At 44.5% G+C, this 16,493-nt stretch carries 18 protein-coding genes; 7 read left to right on the forward strand and 11 right to left on the reverse strand.

Annotated features, from left to right (window positions below):
- Positions 1 to 37: 37 nt before the first annotated feature.
- From KDW99_RS01680 to KDW99_RS01710, 7 genes are all read right to left on the reverse strand, one after another.
- Positions 38 to 961, reverse strand: coding sequence for a biotin-dependent carboxyltransferase family protein (locus KDW99_RS01680; protein WP_255827608.1), 924 nt, complete (start codon positions 959 to 961; stop codon positions 38 to 40).
- Positions 951 to 1,655: a 5-oxoprolinase subunit PxpB gene (gene pxpB, locus KDW99_RS01685; protein ID WP_205113199.1), complete on the reverse strand. Its 705-nt coding sequence runs from the start codon at positions 1,653 to 1,655 to the stop codon at positions 951 to 953. Before pxpB ends, KDW99_RS01680 begins: the two co-directional genes overlap by 11 nt.
- A gap of 3 nt (positions 1,656 to 1,658) precedes the next feature.
- A complete protein-coding gene (locus tag KDW99_RS01690; protein ID WP_114413348.1) occupies positions 1,659 to 2,411 on the reverse strand; it encodes a 5-oxoprolinase subunit PxpA in 753 nt (250 codons plus the stop codon).
- A 34-nt stretch (positions 2,412 to 2,445) separates the two neighbouring features.
- Positions 2,446 to 3,753, reverse strand: a complete 1,308-nt coding sequence (locus KDW99_RS01695) for a TRAP transporter large permease (RefSeq protein ID WP_114413347.1) — start codon at positions 3,751 to 3,753, stop codon at positions 2,446 to 2,448.
- On the reverse strand, positions 3,753 to 4,271 hold the full coding sequence (locus KDW99_RS01700) for a TRAP transporter small permease (RefSeq protein WP_114413346.1): 519 nt from the start codon (positions 4,269 to 4,271) through the stop codon (positions 3,753 to 3,755). The genes KDW99_RS01695 and KDW99_RS01700 overlap by 1 nt, the downstream gene beginning before the upstream one ends.
- Positions 4,272 to 4,388: 117 nt before the next feature.
- Entirely contained in the window at positions 4,389 to 5,360 is a 972-nt protein-coding gene (locus KDW99_RS01705; protein WP_114413345.1) for a TRAP transporter substrate-binding protein, read from the reverse strand.
- Positions 5,361 to 5,457: 97 nt separating this feature from the next.
- Positions 5,458 to 6,258, reverse strand: a complete 801-nt coding sequence (locus tag KDW99_RS01710; protein ID WP_255827609.1) for a putative hydro-lyase — start codon at positions 6,256 to 6,258, stop codon at positions 5,458 to 5,460.
- Positions 6,259 to 6,455: 197 nt separating this feature from the next.
- Here KDW99_RS01710 and KDW99_RS01715 point away from each other — a divergent pair, with 197 nt between their 5' ends.
- The gene (locus tag KDW99_RS01715) at positions 6,456 to 7,727 is read left to right on the forward strand and encodes an amidase family protein (RefSeq protein ID WP_255827610.1); all 1,272 of its coding nucleotides are present in this window, start codon (positions 6,456 to 6,458) and stop codon (positions 7,725 to 7,727) included.
- Here the strand turns inward: KDW99_RS01715 and KDW99_RS01720 are convergent, their stop codons facing one another.
- Positions 7,728 to 8,633, reverse strand: a complete 906-nt coding sequence (locus tag KDW99_RS01720) for a LysR family transcriptional regulator (protein WP_255827611.1) — start codon at positions 8,631 to 8,633, stop codon at positions 7,728 to 7,730. It abuts the gene before it with no gap.
- A 168-nt stretch (positions 8,634 to 8,801) separates the two neighbouring features.
- Between KDW99_RS01720 and KDW99_RS01725 the strand changes: the two genes are divergently transcribed.
- Both KDW99_RS01725 and KDW99_RS01730 read left to right on the forward strand, forming a co-directional pair.
- Positions 8,802 to 9,386 carry a DUF502 domain-containing protein gene (locus tag KDW99_RS01725; protein WP_255827612.1) on the forward strand — a complete coding sequence of 195 codons (585 nt, stop codon included), beginning with the start codon at positions 8,802 to 8,804 and terminating at the stop codon, positions 9,384 to 9,386.
- A gap of 99 nt (positions 9,387 to 9,485) precedes the next feature.
- Positions 9,486 to 10,721 (forward strand): TIGR03862 family flavoprotein, encoded by a 1,236-nt coding sequence (locus KDW99_RS01730; RefSeq protein ID WP_255827613.1) that lies wholly within the window; start codon positions 9,486 to 9,488, stop codon positions 10,719 to 10,721.
- 147 nt (positions 10,722 to 10,868) lie between these two features.
- Here the strand turns inward: KDW99_RS01730 and KDW99_RS01735 are convergent, their stop codons facing one another.
- The 3 genes from KDW99_RS01735 to KDW99_RS01745 all read right to left on the reverse strand — a co-directional run bounded on the left by KDW99_RS01735 (position 10,869) and on the right by KDW99_RS01745 (position 14,267).
- A complete protein-coding gene (locus tag KDW99_RS01735; protein WP_255827614.1) occupies positions 10,869 to 11,417 on the reverse strand; it encodes a porin family protein in 549 nt (182 codons plus the stop codon).
- A gap of 678 nt (positions 11,418 to 12,095) precedes the next feature.
- Complete coding sequence (locus KDW99_RS01740; protein WP_255827615.1) at positions 12,096 to 13,091, reverse strand: OmpA family protein; 996 nt, start codon at positions 13,089 to 13,091, stop codon at positions 12,096 to 12,098.
- A 279-nt stretch (positions 13,092 to 13,370) separates the two neighbouring features.
- A complete protein-coding gene (locus KDW99_RS01745; protein WP_255827616.1) occupies positions 13,371 to 14,267 on the reverse strand; it encodes an NAD(P)/FAD-dependent oxidoreductase in 897 nt (298 codons plus the stop codon).
- A gap of 147 nt (positions 14,268 to 14,414) precedes the next feature.
- Here KDW99_RS01745 and KDW99_RS01750 point away from each other — a divergent pair, with 147 nt between their 5' ends.
- The 4 genes from KDW99_RS01750 (at position 14,415) to KDW99_RS01765 (ending at position 16,466) form a co-directional block, all read left to right on the forward strand.
- The gene (locus tag KDW99_RS01750) at positions 14,415 to 14,861 is read left to right on the forward strand and encodes an Rrf2 family transcriptional regulator (RefSeq protein WP_255827617.1); all 447 of its coding nucleotides are present in this window, start codon (positions 14,415 to 14,417) and stop codon (positions 14,859 to 14,861) included.
- A 4-nt stretch (positions 14,862 to 14,865) separates the two neighbouring features.
- Positions 14,866 to 15,576 (forward strand): helix-turn-helix transcriptional regulator, encoded by a 711-nt coding sequence (locus KDW99_RS01755; RefSeq protein WP_255827618.1) that lies wholly within the window; start codon positions 14,866 to 14,868, stop codon positions 15,574 to 15,576.
- 30 nt (positions 15,577 to 15,606) lie between these two features.
- Positions 15,607 to 15,954, forward strand: a complete 348-nt coding sequence (locus KDW99_RS01760) for a hypothetical protein (protein ID WP_255827619.1) — start codon at positions 15,607 to 15,609, stop codon at positions 15,952 to 15,954.
- A gap of 125 nt (positions 15,955 to 16,079) precedes the next feature.
- On the forward strand, positions 16,080 to 16,466 hold the full coding sequence (locus tag KDW99_RS01765; protein WP_255827620.1) for a VOC family protein: 387 nt from the start codon (positions 16,080 to 16,082) through the stop codon (positions 16,464 to 16,466).
- The last annotated feature ends 27 nt before the right edge of the window (positions 16,467 to 16,493 follow it).

The following is a 16,493-nucleotide window of genomic DNA, read 5'->3' on the forward strand; positions in this document are numbered from 1 at the left end:
AAAGCTGGTTACCCAGCTTTACCTTGATGAGATGGTGTCAACGCCACTGAGCGAGTCGAGCCATTTGTAAATGACGTTCTTGCTCCGCTTGGTCAACGGTGATCGGCGTAAACTGAATAATATCCCCCGGCTTTTGCTGGGCGAGAATGCTACCGCCAACACGTGTCACACAGCCCATTTTTGGGTAGCCGCCGATGGTTTGTCGGTCTTGCAGCAAGACAATTGGTTGGCCGTCTTTGGGTACTTGGATTGCGCCATAGGCGATACCTTCAGAAATAATGCCTTTTAAGTCGCTGTGAACTTCTTGCCCTTCCAAGCGGTAACCCATGCGGTCTGAGTTTGACGATACTGTGTAATCGCTAGAGAAAAAATTTGCCCGTTCCAAAGAGGAAAAAGACTGGTATTGATAACCTAAAATCACTGGGATTTCTCTGTCGCCATAATTGGGAATCGCTAAGCGTGGCACCGATCTTTGCTGATGATCAGAGTCAGCTTGATACGCTAACATATCGCCTTTTTTTAGCTTGTCACCTTTGCCCGTTAAACCGCCAATTTTTTCACGCATTACCGTGGCAACGCTACCTAGCGTTGGATCACAAAGAAAACCGCCTTTCACCGCAAGATAAGCACGCAAGCCCCAAATAGGCTGGTGGAAGGCTAAGATATCGCCTTTTTTAATGGCGTAAGTTTGCCAAGGCGTGATGCTTCTATCGTTTAGTGTTGCTCCAAGGTCCGCGCCAGTAATGGCGATGCTAGTGTTGGCTTGTGCTTCCAGAGTGAGCATGCCAAAGGTAATTTCGACTTGTGGGCTATTGTCATGGTTATCGAGCAAAGCATTGCCCCAACGAAAGGCAACTTCGTCCATCGGCCCACCCGTGGTTAACCCAATAGACTGATGGCCGTGACGACCCAAATCTTGAACCAGTGCCAATAAACCGGGTTTAATTACTTTAAAAGCCATCGAGCTGACCTCCTTGTACCAAGAACTCATCTCGAGAAATCGGCTCGAATCGAACCGAGTCCCCCATGGCGATCAGTGCGAGATTTTCACTTCCCCAATCAATTAAATTGACAGGCGTTCGGCCAATAATTTGCCAACCACCCGGCGTAACACTGGGATAAACTGCGGTTTGATTTTCTGCCAATGCCACACTACCAACCGGTACTTTTAGGCGTGGAGTGGTTTTTCTTGGAACATGAAGTTCATCGGGCGTATTCCCCAAAAAAGCAAACCCCGGCGTAAACCCAATGGCATAGGCGCGATAGGTTGTTTCACTATGACGCTGAATTATTTCGCTGATGCTCAAATGACAGTGCTTGGCAACGTCTTCGATATCAGGCCCGACTTCTTTACCGTAATAAACAGGAATCACCACTTCGCGCTGATCTTTGACTGAAAAGTCATTAGGATCAATGGCTTCTATGGTCTGGCGAATGGTTTTAAAAATAGCAAAGCGGTCATAATGGTCGTCATCAAACACCACCAATAGGGTGGTGTAGGATGGCACCAAATCAACAATGCCTTCTAGTTTTACTAAGTATTGTGTTACTTGAGCAATGTAGTTGGACGTAGCTTCGCTAATCACCCGACTAAAGGTTAATAAGCAGGCCTGATTACTGACCATTTCTATATTTGGAAGATTTTCACCGCTCATGATTTATTTCGCATTTGTCTGATTTTGTCGATCAACCAATGTACGGATGCGCGTTACGGCATCTACAGCATGAGCGCCATCGCCATGCACACAAATGGTATCTGCATGGATGGCCAGTTGCTTGCCTGAGCTGGTCGTTAATGTGCCTGTTTCGCATAATTGTTCGACTTGCTTTTCGATCAAATCAAAGCTGGCGTGAACGGCATTTGGTTCTTTACGGGGCGTGAGTCGACCTTCGTCTGTGTATAAGCGATCAGAGAAAGCTTCAAACCAAACGTTGAGACCGTATTTCTTGGCCATCTTCTTAATCTCAGGGGCTTCTGGCACGGCCATCACCATTAATGTCAATGTAGCGTCTAGTTCGCTTACTGCTTGCATCACTGTGTCTAACACAGCGAAATCAGCCATCATGGTGTTGTACAAAGCGCCATGAGGTTTGACGTAATCCACATGGGTGTTTTGGCTTTCGCAGATGCCTTTTAAGGCGCCAATTTGATATTGAATCAACGCTTTTAATTCAGCGGGAGCAATATCCATATTACGACGACCGAAGCCAACCAAATCCGGATAAGCTGGATGCGCGCCAATGGTGACATTGTGCTGTTTTGCTAAGGCAACGGTCTTTGCCATGGTCAATGGGTCGGAAGCGTGAAAGCCGCAAGCGATGTTTGCTTGATCAACAAATGGCATGATTTGATCGTCTAAGCCCATTTGCCAAGTGCCGAACGCTTCGCCCATATCACAATTTAATTTCATTTTTGATTCCTTAAGCCTGTTCACTGTTAAGCGCTTAGTTTTGAGACATGGTTGTTGGTAAATAGGTCACAATTTCAGGAAAGATACTAATTAACAGAATGGCCACGCCAATAAGTAAAAAGAACGGTAAGGCAGCTTTTGCTACATACAAAATGTTCTTCCCTGTCAGGGCCTGAATCACAAAGAGGTTGAAGCCAACGGGTGGGGTGATTTGCGACATTTCCACCACTAATACAATGAAAATACCAAACCACAACAGGTCAATATTCGCTGCTTGTACCATAGGTAAGATGACCGCAACGGTCAGCACGACTACAGAAATACCATCTAAGAAACAGCCTAAAATCACGAATAACACGGTGAGGTATAGGATCAATTCCATAGGTGACAAAGACATGCCCGAAATCCACAAAGCCAAGGCTTTAGGTATGCCCAAGAAGCCCATTGCCAATGTTAGAAAGTGCGCGCCGATCAAGATGAAACCAATCATACAAGAACTTTTTACGGCACCTAATAAGCTGTCCATAAAGCTATGACGACTTAATGAGCCTGTGAGTGCAGCAAGCACCAAAGCGCCCGCTACGCCCAAAGCCGCGGCTTCTGTTGGCGTCGTAATACCGCCGTAAATAGAACCTAAAACAAAGCCAATTAAACCCATGACAGGCAATAGTTTGCGCAAGCCTTTAATGCGTGCAGACCAGCTAGTTTCATGGCCTGTTGTTTTAGGTAATTCGTCTTTATGTAGGTGTCCCCAGATCATGGTGAAGCCCATAAACAAAGATACAAGTAATAACCCCGGCAAAGCGCCAGCGATAAACAAGCGTGCGATAGACACTTCTGCCGCCACACCATAAACAATCAAAATAATCGATGGTGGAATTAACAGCCCCAATGTTCCAGAGCCTGCTAAGGTGCCGATGGCCATACGATCGCTGTAACCTTGTTTGCGAAGTTCAGGCAAGGTCATGCGCCCTATTGTCGCAGCGGTGGCTGCAGAAGAGCCCGATACCGCAGCAAAAATGCCACAACTAAGAATATTTACATGCAGCAATTTACCCGGAACGCCACCTAACCAAGGCGACAGACCTTTGAATAAATCCTCAGATAAGCGCGTACGAAATAGCACCTCCCCCATCCAAATGAACAATGGCAAAGCGGTCAGTGACCACGCAGTACTTGCCCCCCAGCTTGAGGTCGCAAAAAGCAAATCCACTTGATAGTTTTCAGAAAGAATTAAGCCCAAACCACCAATGGCGATTAGGGTAAAAGACACCCAAACACCCAGTGACAAAAGGGCAAGCATGGCAAATGCCAACAGGATAGAAATCCACATCATATCCATTAGATTTCCTCCAAAGACAGGGCGTCTTCTTGTTCACTGTAAGTAGGTTGTTTACCACCAAGTACTGAGATTAATGCATCCAAAATAGCTAGGTTGAGTGCGATGACACCAATGGCAACAGGCAGTTGAGGTATCCAAAGTGGCACAGGAATGTAGCCATATGATACTTCTTCATAAATATAGGACTCGTAAACCATGTAACAGCAGGCATAGGATAAATAGCTCAATAACGCTAAGGATAGGATTAGAATCGCGCCTTCTTGAATCTTGCGAGGTACCGGAGAAAATCGTTGAATCAGCAAGGTGACTCGAATATGGCCGCCTTCACGGAAGGTATAAGCCAATCCAAGAAAGGTCGATGCCGCAAGTGCATAGCCTGCGAAGTCTTCTGCAGAGGGGACAATAAAACCGAATAAACGACCGACGATTTGTGCTAATAAAAGCGAGGTAATAATAACGATACACAAACCGGACAGCAGGCCAGAGCAGAGGTAAAGTTTTTCTTTTAATTGGCTCATAGTGTTCACTTTTTGCTTGGAAGACACCGCCTAAACCTATCTTATGGTAATGGTTAGAAGTAGGCGGTGTTAGGAGGACACTTATATCTAATTGTTTTAATTAGATAGACTTAATCATTAGTTTTGGTAGCGAGTTAGGATTTCACCAATCTCTTTTGGTGCTTCTGCTTTCCACTCTTCTGTCATTGTTTTACCGATGGCTTTTAATTCTTCAACTAACTGAGAAGACGGGTCTGATACCATCATGCCGTTTTCAACCAAGGTAGCTTTGTCCTTCGCCGCGCGCGCTGCAATTTGAGTCCAACCAGCTGCCTCAGCGTGCTTGGCAGCGTCTAGTACGATTTGTTGAGTGGCTTTATCCAAACGACGGAATGAGCGCTTGTTGACCACCACAATGTTTTTTGGAATCCACGCTTTTACATCTGTGTAGTGATTCACATAATCCCAAGCTTGACTATCAACACCTGTTGACGGTGATGTAATCATGGCTTGAATGATACCAGTGCTAAAAGCTTGAGGAATGTCTGGGGTTTGGATCGTCATTGGCGTGGTGTTCATCAAATCAGCAAGACGAGATTGCGTTGGGCTATAAGCGCGCATTTTCTGGCCTTTTAGGTCTGACAAAGTGTTCACTGCATCTTTGCTGTAAAGGCTCTGCGCTGGCCATGCAACAGTGTAAAGCAACATCATGCCGTCTTTATCAAGTTCTTTAGCAATAGATGGCTTAGCTGCTTCCCACAATTTTTTAGCATCTTCAAAAGACGTTGCCAAGAACGGAATATTATCGTGCTTGTAGATCGGGTTTTCATTACCCAAAATCCCCAAGAACATTTCGCCCATTTGTACCTGCCCCGTTTTTACTGCACGTGGAATTTCAGGGTGTTTTACCAAAGAGCCACCAGAGTGAACAGTAATTTCAAGGTCGCTATTGTCTTGGACCTCTTTCGCAAAGGTATAAGCGATTTGCGTTTGCAGGTTGCCATCACCGTAAGGCGTTGGCATATGCCATTTTTCAGCAAAACTGGCTGTAGAGGTCAGACCGCCAAGAGCGATGCCGCTAACAATTAATGCATTGGATAACTTTGACATAGTAATCGTTCCTATTTTAAGTGTGGTTGTGTGTTTCTTATTATTAATAGCGCGATATTTTTATCTGCGCAGAGCTTCTCAGGTGTTCTTTGTAAGGCTAAAGAACAGCAAGATCGGTATCTAAAATATCTGTCACCAGCATTTTTCCTGGTGAATGGGTAATGCAAATCGGTGGTTTTGCGTTACGAATGGCCACCTGTGGTGTGACGCCACAAGCCCAGAATACGGGTACCTCTCCCTCTTTAACGCTGACTGCATCGCCGTAATCAGGCTTGCTTAAATCTGCGATACCAATCTCTTGTGGAGAACCAAAATGTAATGGCGCGCCATGAGCTTTTGGGAAACGTGTGGTGATTTGAATCGCTCGGATCGCATCTTTTGGTACATAAGGGCGCATTGTCATGACTGTGTTACCGAAAAAACGACCGGCTGGTACAGTAGCAATGTTGGTTTCATACATAGAAACATTAACGTCTTCTTCAATATTTCTTGGTGTAAGACCTGCCTGTGACAAAGCATGTTCAAAAGAAAAAGAACACCCTAGGACAAAAGCCACCATGTCGTCTTGCCATAGTTCTTCAATATCTGTACGGTTTTCGACTTTTTCGCCATTGCGGTAAACATAGTATTCTGGAATGTCGTGGCGCATATCGATGTCGTGGCCAAGCTCTGGCATTGTGAAATCGCCAACTTCAGAAACACCGATCAAAGGGCAGGATATTGGGTTCTTCTGGCAGTAAAGCAAAAAATCACTTGCCCAATCTGCAGGTAAAATAACCACGTTGCCTTGCATCGCCCCTTGTACCAAACCGCTCGTAGGGCCAGTGTGCGCTTTACTACGAATTGCTTGACGCAAATCATATGCTTTTTGCAGTAATGGTGACTGAGCTGGTTTCATGGAGGTTTTCCTTATTCTTGCCACAATCTATAGACCAAGAGTAGATCTTGCCTACCATAAAAGTCTAATCATGTTTTTTTGGGTTATTTGATAAAAAATATTTATTAGGTCGTTTGTAATGAGCATTATACCTTTGACGGAACAGACCAAGGAGGGTAGTTTTCCAGAGCAATGAATACCCAATAGTGAGCGAATCTATGACGCAATCCAAACTATCGAATTTTGCTTGGCAGGACCGAGATCTTATCGCCAAGTGGAAGAGTGCTTTAGAGGTTATTGATACAAAAGGCCAGTCAGTTTTTACTGAGCTGTTTGATTATATTGAGCCTCAGCCAGGGCCATTGAATGGAGCGATTATTTCGATTAAAGACCTGTTTCAAGTACAAGGCTATAACACGCAAGCTGGATCTGTATTTATTAATCAACAACTTGCCGACCAAGATGCTGCCGCTGTGGCTCAGTTAAGAGAAGCCGGAGCGAGCTTTTTGGGTCATACCAATATGACAGAACTTGCCTATTCTGGGTTAGGACTAAATCCTCATTACGGTACACCGGATAATCCGATTAATGCAGGTCACATTACCGGAGGATCAACCAGTGGCGGCGCTGCCTCGGTAGCTTTGGGTGTGGCGGACGCGGCACTTGGTACAGACACAGGCGGTTCATTGCGTATACCGGCGGCGTTTTGTGGTTTAACAGGCTTTAAACCCTCACAACAAACTGTTTCCAGAGAAGGCTGTTTACCCTTGTCAGATTCACTTGATTCTATTGGTCCAATAGCTAAAACAGTAGAAGAGTGTGAATTACTGTGGCAGGTGTTATCTGGTACGACACCTTTAACTGATTGCAAAAGCAGCCAAGACATAGAAACGCTACGTATTGTCATACCGAGCAACTTTGGTTTGAACGATTTGGATGCGCAGGTTGAACAAGGTTTTGCCGAGCAATTGGCTCGTCTTGAGGCTGCTGACGTGGTGGTTGAACGATGTTTTATTGATGCGCTGGAAAACTATAAAACCTTACCTGTTTGGCAGTTTTCCGCCTTTGAAAGTTGGTCGTTTTATAGCAAGAATTACGATCTGGACAAAGCGAATATTGACCCACGAGTGGCCTCTCGTATCGCCCGTGCGAAAACCATTAGTGCTGAGAGTTTTCAGCAGACTCAAGTGGCTCGACAGGCGTTTATTAAGCGAATGTCAGAAGAGGAACCTAATACGGTTTTCTTGTTACCAACGGTGGCTGTGGTCGCACCTAAGTTGTCTGATTTAGAACAAGATTCCGAATACGATCGTCTAAACTTATTGTGCTTGCGCAATACGTCGTTAGCCAATGTATTAAACGGTTGTAGTATTTCCTTACCATTCAACTTCCAACAAGAGTCAATGGGGCTAATGTTGACCGCTGGCAACGGTAAAGATCAGGCGATATTGGATCTTGCCAAAAGGTTGCAGTCTATTTTAAGAGACTAATTACTGAGCTTGCTTTTTACTGTATTCCTGAGCGGAGACCACAGCAATATTCGTTGCTACTTCAGCAATGGGGTTAAATGGCTCGTCCGAATAAGAGGCGGTGAATGTGAGGTCATTAGGCGTCCAGACTGCTCTAATCTTTCGTAGGGATCCCGCCTCTAGTTCTTTAGTAATCATGATGTTCGGTAGGGTGGAAATCCCTACGGCGTCAATGGCTAAGCTACGGCAAGCAGCCAAGGATGTCGATGCAAAAAAGTGTGCTGGAGGCCCATCGAGCTCGCGGAATTTTTGATTGATTTCCACATAAGGTTTGGTGGCCCGCGCGTAAGTGATAATGGGCCACTTGGCTAATTCTTCTAAATACAATAATCGATCAGGCAGGTCTAAATGTGGACTTGCTACCCAAGAAAGAGAAAACGTACAGAGTTCGCGGTTAACAATATTTGGTTCTGAAATCGGCCCCATCAAAAGCCCTAAATCCAATGACCTGTCTTTTATACCATTGGCCAAATTGCTGGTGATATCGACGGTCATTTCCACATCAAGATTGGGCATGTCTTTGTTGAGCCGTAAAAGGAAATCCGGTAACCAAGTGTTTACTATGGTTTCTGAAACCCCCAAACGCAGCACACCTGAATATGCAGTAGAAAGCCCCGCGCGCTTTTTAAGTTGCTCGGTCTGGTAAAGAATTTTTTCTACATAAGGGAGTAATTCTTTGCCTTTTGAGGTCAGCATAATCGGGCTGGAGCCGCCTTCTCGTTCGAATAGTTTGACGCCTAATTCTTCTTCTAATCCTGATATCCGAGCTGAAATCGCTGGTTGCGTGGTATGGAGACGCTCGGCGGCTTTACGAAAGCTTCCTAAAGAGGCAACCCAAACAAAAGTTTCAAGACGTTTATAGTTCACGTTATTGCGACCTCTAGTGTAATAAGTAGACAAAAAAGCAAGGATTGTCCAAAAGAGTATAAGGCTGGCAATGTTTCGGCAACCTTTTCGTTAAGTCTTACTCGGAGTAATAGGAGTGGCACAAAGCTTGCGGTATGCTGTGAACAATTTTAGAGGATCATTTCAAACATGAATAAATTGATTACGTTATTGCTTAAAGGGCTGGTGGCGGTGTTACCGATTGGGTTAACCGTGTATCTGATCTATTGGTTATTGGCGACGGGCGAAGCGATTGCGCAGCCCTTGTTGTTACTTCTTATTCCTGATGTGCTGTATTTTCCCGGATTAGGTTTAATCGCCACTTTGGGCACTTTGGTGTTGATTGGTTTTTTAGTCAACCTTTATGGCGTTCGTTATTTGGTTAAAATTAGCCAGAATATTTTCGAGCGCATCCCGTTAGTAAAGTCCATTTACGGTGCGATTAAAGACATGATGATGGTCTTCAATTTGGCAGAAAAGAAGGAAATGAAAAGTGTTGTGTCGATTGAATGGAACGGCGCGCAAGTGATTGGTTTTGTTACCGGTGAGCAAACTGGACAGCAGCTGTTTGGCGAGCAAGACTTAGTCGGCGTTTATGTACCGTTAAGTTATCAGATTGGCGGCATGACGCTTTATATATCCCGTGACCGTTTGACTGAGTTGGATATTGGCGTAGAAGAAGCCATGCGTCTGGCCTTGACCGCAGGTGTGCAGAGTAAACCTAAGGCTGAATGATTTAAAGTTTGTATTTCACTAGAAATCATTGGGACGTGAGTCAAAATTCTTTATCATACACTTCTTTTTTTGTAACTCTTTGAAGTGATGTTGGTAAGTATGCAAGAAGCGGCGCAAGCGCAGAAAACAGTTATTGTTGTTGGAGCAGGCCCTGCAGGCCTGATGGCAGCAGAAGGGATCTGTGCCGCTGGCCATCAGGTTCATGTATACGATGCCAAGCCCAGTGCGTGCCGTAAGTTTTTATTAGCGGGTGTGGGCGGCATGAACATTACCCATTCCGAAGCGTATCCAGAGTTTATCCAGCGCTATTACGATAAAGCCGAATGGCTTAATACTTCAATTAGTCAGTTCAATGCTGATGCCTTATGTGAATGGATTCACGACTTAGGTATCGAAACCTTTGTCGGCACATCTGGCCGAGTTTTCCCCAAGGACATGAAAGCCGCCCCGTTATTGCGTAATTGGTTAAAGCGTTTACGTGATGCCGGTGTGCAGTTTCATATGCGCCACAAAATGATCAAGTTGTCAGCCAATGAAGTCGTGTTTGATCATGCTGGTGAAAGTGTGACGGCAAAGGCCGATGCGATTGTGTTGGCAATGGGCGGGGCAAGCTGGCCAAAGTTAGGCTCTGACGGTGCTTGGTTTTCTGTATTGACGGATAATGGCGTTGATGTGGCTCCTCTACAAAGCGCTAACTGCGGCTTTTACAGTGAGTGGAGTGAGCATTTAAAAACAAAATTTGCCGGTAGTCCTCTTAAAGACGTGGCGTTTTCTTTTACCTTAGCAGATGGGCAAGTGGTGACGAAAAAGGGCGAGTGTATTGTTACTCAAGATGGTATGGAAGGCAGCCTGATTTATGCGTTTTCCAAATACCTTCGAGATGGCATTAACGACTCAGGACAATCGTCTTTGTTGATGGACTTTCTACCGCTGCAAAGTGAAGAGCAGGTCATCAAAAAACTGCGCAATATCAAGCCCAAAGAATCCTTTAGTAAATATTTAAAACGCACTTTAAACATCACAGGTGTAAAAACCGTGTTGTTGCATGAGTCTTTTCCTAAAGAAGCCTTCCAGACACCAGAAGCTTTGGCTAAATGTTTAAAAGCTGTGCCTGTTAGTTTCTACAAAACCAAGCCGATAGAAGAAGTGATTTCGAGTGCGGGTGGTGTATGTGAAAGTAGCGTTGATGGAAGGTTAATGCTGAACGCCATGCCTGGTGTTTTTTGTGCGGGTGAAATGCTGGATTGGGAAGCGCCAACAGGCGGCTACTTATTAACCGCGTGCTTTGCGACAGGACACTTGGTCGCTAAAGGCGTAGATGAATTCCTGTCCTGAGTAGAAGATATAAAACACCTAGGCTGAATACATAAAAAAACGCCCAATGTTGCCATTGGGCGTTTTAGTTTTAACGATTATTGAAACTTTCTAGCTAGGGAGTAAAAGACATCCATGTCCGAAAATGATTCGATTGTCTTTTAAAGCTTAATTATTTGAAGCTTGTTGGTTTGGCATACCGAAGCTGTATTGCACACCCACAGACGTCACGTTATCTAAATGGTTGTCTTCAATGTCTTTCACTAGGCGGAAGTCTGCGCGAAGATCCACATCACTGTTAATCGCATATTTCACGCCACCACCTGCGTTAACCAGCAGGTTGTTTGAGTCGCCATCTACGTCTGTCATACCAACCCCTGCTGCAACATAGGGCGTCAGATTGACCGTCGTAAATTCTGGAAGGCTGTATAAGCCATCAACGCGGTATTGATCTAGGTCGTTGTTACGTCCGCGTTTACTGGCATCTGAATGAAGGTAAACGGCTTCTACTGCCAGTGGGCTATTTGTTTGGTAGCCGACACCGATTGAGTAAGATGTGTCGTTGCCTGCTTGTCTATCGCCATCTGTGTTGTAGTAGCCGATGCTTGGCGTGACAGTAAGACCTGGCTTTGGTGTTTCAGCATATGCCATTGTAGCGAGAGATGAAGCAATTAGGACACCACTAAAAAGAGTGCGTTTTTTAAAAGATGTAGACATATTATTTCTCCTAATGAACATAATGTTTTGTTGTTCGTGATAAGGGAAGAAGAGAATAAGTTGTCTAAGTCTCAGGCTTTCAGAGAAATCGTTAATTAAGGCGCGACGCTGAAGGAATGTAGGTACCTTTTGAAGCGTTGCAACTCAGAGTAACGTTTTCTCTGAAAGCCCCGAAGGGCATGGTCTAAAAGCTCGTATTCTTTGTTAAGCATCTCGTCAATAGTCTACTATTCACATTCGATGCTTGCCGCGAATAACAAGCTTTTATCCACATGCTGAGACAAGAGCACTTGTTCACTTCTTCCCTAGATTACGCTGATTTTTTCTTCTGAAAAGCCCACCTAAAATGCGTAAAAAGTGGGACATGAACCGCCGCTACCCAATCATGACGAAAGCTTTACTAAAGTGGTGATATTCAAGCGATTGAGCGATCAAAATATGCTCGAAATGGTGTAGGAAATGCGCTGCTTATTACAGTAAGTTTTCACTTAAAAATGGCAAAAATTAATTGTGACGCGACTAAGTACAATGCGTTCACAAAGTGCTCATTATTCAAGAAGTGTCAGTGCAAAACAGGGAGGAGGAGCTGTTTACATCGCCCAAAACAAAAACGCCCGATATAAAAATATCGGGCGTTTTCATAGCCTAAGGGCATTTTGGAGAACGTAATTTAGCTAATCAAGCTTCGCTGGTTGAGATGATAGCGACGGCACGACGGTTCTCTGCTCGATGTGCTTCAGTATCATTTTCAACAAAAGGTCTTTCTTCACCGTAGCCAATGGCATCAATGCGCAGTTCTGATATTTCAAAGGTTCTTACAAGTATATCTGAAATCGCTTTTGCGCGTTTTTCAGATAGGGTCTGATTGTAGCTTGCTGCGCCAGTATCATCAGCGTGGCCCTCGATTACAACAGTGCTTTCTGGGTTGTCTTTAAGAAAGGATGCAATTTCTTCTATTTTGGGATAAAACTTCTGTTCAACAGTACTATTGTTAAGGCCAAATTGAATATTAATTTTCTCTGGTGCAACGACTTCTGGCTGCTGAGGTGTTTCTTCTACAGGTTGAACTTGTTCTATTGGTTCTGGCTCAACAGCAACGGGTTCAGCTTTAGCGTAGACATTGTCATTAGTAGTTGAGCTTTTAGATGGGCCACCAAAGGTCATTTGTACGCCAAGAGATGTAACGTTATCAAGTTGATGATCTTCGATGTCATCGACTAAGCGGAAATCTGCTCTTAGTGAAACCGTATCATTGACTGCGTATTTTAAACCGCCACCTGCGTTAACATGAATATTATCATGTCCAGAATCGTTGCTAAAATCTGCGGTGCCAACGCCAGCGGCTAAGTAAGGTGTAAGGTTAGTGCTGTTAATGGTTGGCAAATGATAGAGGCCATCTAAACGGTATTGATCAACATCGACGTCACTACCTGATTGTTTCGAATCGGCATTTAGATATACAAACTCTACTGCCCATGGGTTATTGAATTGATAACCCAACCCTAATGAGTAGGCTTTGTCGTTTTTTATGCCTCTCTCATTGTCGAAGTTGTAATATCCGATGCTTGGCGTTAGGGTAAAGCCTTCTTCTTGTTGTGCAAGTGCCATTGTTGATATTGAAGACGCTGCAATAATACTGCTGAGAAGCGTGCGTTTTGCGATGGTAAAAGACATTTTTTATCTCCTGATAAATAGCTATGTTAGTTGTTCTTTGATTATTATAGCGTGTTTATCAATTGTTACTAATTGACAATTGATTTACTAATAGCCTGTGTGTCACGCGCTATTGCGTAATCATGACTCGGTGTTTACTTAACAGGCGTTTTTAACACGGATAAAGAGGTCAATGAGCGTTTAAAAGCGTAGAAAAGGAGATATTCATTACACGAGATTTTCAAATCGAGAATGAAGTATCAGGCGTGTGTTGATACCTCATGTAAAGACAAGAACACGTTAATCGTGCATTAATGACTGATGAGCGCCACCGCCGGCCATTACACCAGCTGCCGAGGCTAAGGTGGCATTGTGCATTGGGCTGGCTGCATCGCCAGCCGCAAAGACACCTTCTACTGACGTTTGTTTCATGGCATTGGTTTTGATCACAAGACCAAGAGGGCCTTCTTCAAACTCACAGCCTAACTGTTCTGCAAATGGGCTTGTCATATGAGTCTTGGGGGCAACAAAGAGTGCCGCAAGACGAATTGTCCTGCCGTCAGCAAGGTAGACAGAGGAAATCTCCGGTGCTCGTCCTAATACTTCTAATATAGGAGTACTTTCAATGGTGACACCTCGTTTCAGTAAAAATTCTCGCTGTTCTTCGTCTGGTTCGTACAGGCCCTGAGTAAAATAAGTAGTTGGGCCCCAGTCAGGGATCATCCCTGCTTGATGAATGGATATTGGGCTGGTGGCAAGAACACCAAGTTGCTGGTTGCGAACTTCATAGCCGTGGCAATAGGGGCAGTGAATGACGGTTGCCCCCCAGCGTTCTGTTAGACCTGGGATGTCTGGAATCTCATCTTTTAATCCCGTCGCCAAAATGAGCTTCTTACTGGTCAATATGCTTTTATCTGCGAGCCTAACGCTGAACCCTTCAGCGAGCTTTTCGACGCTTGTCGCTTTGCTTTTCACAATACTGGCGGTTGGGTATTTTAGTAACTGGCGATAAGCCTCTTGCTGAATGGCAACAGGCGATACGCCATCCAAGCCGAAAAATCCATGAGATTCATCCGCGAAACGATTTCTAGGTTCGCCTGCGTCGATGACAGTGACGGTTCTTTGTCCTCTTACGAGCTGCATGGCGGCGGAAAGCCCAGCAAAGCTTCCACCAATTACGATAACGTCGAGTTGCATTGTTTGTTCCTTGTTTCTGTGTAAGTAGATTGATATTAAGAAACATCATAAGTTACATGATAAAGAAAAGTCAACTTACGATACTTTTAATGTTATTTGATAATCTGGGGTAGAATGTAGACATTGCTATTTGCTATGAGAGACCTGATGAGAAAAGACAGCCGTTTATCCCGTATGCTGCACGTACTGATTCACATGGATCAGTTAGATGCACCAGCGACGTCAGAAAAGATCGCTACAATGCTTAATACCAACCCGGTTGTCGTGCGTCGCACCATGGCGGGTTTACGAGACAAAGGCTATGTCACCTCGGTGAAAGGTCATGGTGGCGGTTGGTCATTGGCCGTCGCCTTGTCTGATATCACCTTGCTAGACATTCATAATGCGCTTGGTGAAAGCTCTGTCTTCACCATAGGGCTGTCGGACGAACATACCTCGTGCCCCATCGAAATAGCCGTTAACCAAGCGATTAGTGACGTATTGATTGAAGCCGAAGCGTTATTGTTAGAGCGTTTTCGGGATGTGACATTGGACAAGTTAGCGGTGGGCTTTGCAGATTATCCGCTGAACCAAAAAACCTCTAGCGGAGAGTAAAAACGTGGTTCGTTCTCAACGTTTGCTTGCTCTCATTGCTTTACTGCGGAGTCATCGATATCCGGTATCTGGCCAAACCTTAGCTGACAAGCTGGAGGTGAGTGTGCGAACCCTGTATCGAGATATTGCAACGCTGCAAGAGCAGGGGGCAAATATCCAAGGCGAAGCGGGCGTGGGTTACGTACTCAAGCCTGGCTTTCTGCTGCCGCCATTAATGTTCACCGAGGAAGAAATAGAAGCTTTGGTTCTTGGTGCTCGTTGGGTGGCGCAACGCACTGACAACCAACTAAGCAATGGCGCACAAAATGCCTTAAACAAAATTGCAGCGGTATTGCCTATGGAGTTAAAAGACATGCTCGACGATACGACTTTGTTGATCGGCCCGAGTAAAGAGACGACCACAGATACGGTGAATATGGCCGAAGTTCGCCAAGCGATTCGAGATGAAAAGATTCTTTCCATTGATTATCGAGATTTAAAAGGCAAACACTCTCAGCGCCGTATCTGGCCATTTGCTTTAGGCTATTTCGACGAAGTGCGTGTGTTGGTTGCTTGGTGTGAGTTGAGACAAGAGATTCGAAACTTTCGAACCGATAGAATCTTATCGAGTGAACTAATCAATACTCGTTATGCAACACCTCGTCATGTATTGCTAAAACAATGGAGAGCGACATTGGATCAACCCAGTAAAAGTGATGATTTATTGGACAAATAAATAGTAACTAACCAAGGAAGGGAATAGGTTATGGACATAATCAATCTTGCAAACGAGTTCAAGCGATCTGGCTACTCAGCTGAGTTGAAGTATAAAAACACGGTAATAGCCATTCATAGTTGGACTGGGTCTTTTGAAATCTTGAAGAGCCGCTCTAGAGATATGTACTTTGTATCTAGGTTGATGATTTTTGAGTGGCTTAGTTTTTGCGGGATTATTATTCAAATCCTGATGCAGTTCTATCTGCCAGATTTTCACCTTTGGTTTATTGTTTTATTGCTATTGACTTCAATTTGGACATTTATACGTATCGTAAAAGGCCATTTTATCAATAAGAACTTAGAGCAGTTTTTGGCTGATCGAGGCATTTTGCTTTAAAGCTAGCTTTGACTACTGACAAGATCTGACACTCTGCTTGTTTATTCTCACTTTATCGGGTCAAAGCCTGATGAGAAGTACTAAACTTTTAACGTGAAATATAAACAGCGAATAGGATTATCAGTATGGATCTTTCAAATTTCACCATCTTATATGTGGATAATGTTCAGCGCAGTGTGGATTTTTACCGTCCTTTGTTTGACCGCGAACCTGTGGAGTTAACTGAAGGCTTTGCCTTGTTTGTCTCGGAAACGGGAGCCAAGTTTGGCTTATGGGCGCGAGAAGACGTATTACCAAAAGCCAATGATGTTCCCTCCGGCAGTATGGAAGTGGCATTAACTCTTGATAACCTGATTACTTTGCAGATTAACTACATCAAATGGCGAGAGCTGGGTGTCGACATCATTCAAGACCCAACTGAGTTGGATTTTGGTACGACCTTTACTGCGCTTGATCCCGATGGTCATCGTTTGCGTGTCTATACTCCTGAAAAAGCCAATAACGCCTCATAATAAGTGACGAGCTTACAAACAAACACC

Origin of the sequence: Marinomonas rhizomae, from assembly GCF_024397855.1 — a bacterium.
Classification (GTDB): domain Bacteria; phylum Pseudomonadota; class Gammaproteobacteria; order Pseudomonadales; family Marinomonadaceae; genus Marinomonas; species Marinomonas rhizomae_A.

Excerpts from the sequence above, each read along its gene's own strand:
- KDW99_RS01750 (WP_255827617.1), top strand. The coding sequence starts at position 14,415 with ATGAGAAAAGACAGCCGTTTATCCCGTATGCTGCACGTACTGATTCAC.
- KDW99_RS01695 (WP_114413347.1), bottom strand. The coding sequence starts at position 3,753 with ATGGATATGATGTGGATTTCTATCCTGTTGGCATTTGCCATGCTTGCC.
- KDW99_RS01690 (WP_114413348.1), bottom strand. The coding sequence starts at position 2,411 with ATGAAATTAAATTGTGATATGGGCGAAGCGTTCGGCACTTGGCAAATG.
- KDW99_RS01740 (WP_255827615.1), bottom strand. The coding sequence starts at position 13,091 with ATGTCTTTTACCATCGCAAAACGCACGCTTCTCAGCAGTATTATTGCA.
- KDW99_RS01760 (WP_255827619.1), top strand. The coding sequence starts at position 15,607 with ATGGACATAATCAATCTTGCAAACGAGTTCAAGCGATCTGGCTACTCA.
- KDW99_RS01745 (WP_255827616.1), bottom strand. The coding sequence starts at position 14,267 with ATGCAACTCGACGTTATCGTAATTGGTGGAAGCTTTGCTGGGCTTTCC.
- KDW99_RS01710 (WP_255827609.1), bottom strand. The coding sequence starts at position 6,258 with ATGAAACCAGCTCAGTCACCATTACTGCAAAAAGCATATGATTTGCGT.
- KDW99_RS01765 (WP_255827620.1), top strand. The coding sequence starts at position 16,080 with ATGGATCTTTCAAATTTCACCATCTTATATGTGGATAATGTTCAGCGC.
- KDW99_RS01735 (WP_255827614.1), bottom strand. The coding sequence starts at position 11,417 with ATGTCTACATCTTTTAAAAAACGCACTCTTTTTAGTGGTGTCCTAATT.
- KDW99_RS01715 (WP_255827610.1), top strand. The coding sequence starts at position 6,456 with ATGACGCAATCCAAACTATCGAATTTTGCTTGGCAGGACCGAGATCTT.
- KDW99_RS01680 (WP_255827608.1), bottom strand. The coding sequence starts at position 961 with ATGGCTTTTAAAGTAATTAAACCCGGTTTATTGGCACTGGTTCAAGAT.
- KDW99_RS01700 (WP_114413346.1), bottom strand. The coding sequence starts at position 4,271 with ATGAGCCAATTAAAAGAAAAACTTTACCTCTGCTCTGGCCTGCTGTCC.
- KDW99_RS01725 (WP_255827612.1), top strand. The coding sequence starts at position 8,802 with ATGAATAAATTGATTACGTTATTGCTTAAAGGGCTGGTGGCGGTGTTA.
- KDW99_RS01730 (WP_255827613.1), top strand. The coding sequence starts at position 9,486 with ATGCAAGAAGCGGCGCAAGCGCAGAAAACAGTTATTGTTGTTGGAGCA.
- KDW99_RS01705 (WP_114413345.1), bottom strand. The coding sequence starts at position 5,360 with ATGTCAAAGTTATCCAATGCATTAATTGTTAGCGGCATCGCTCTTGGC.
- pxpB (WP_205113199.1), bottom strand. The coding sequence starts at position 1,655 with ATGAGCGGTGAAAATCTTCCAAATATAGAAATGGTCAGTAATCAGGCC.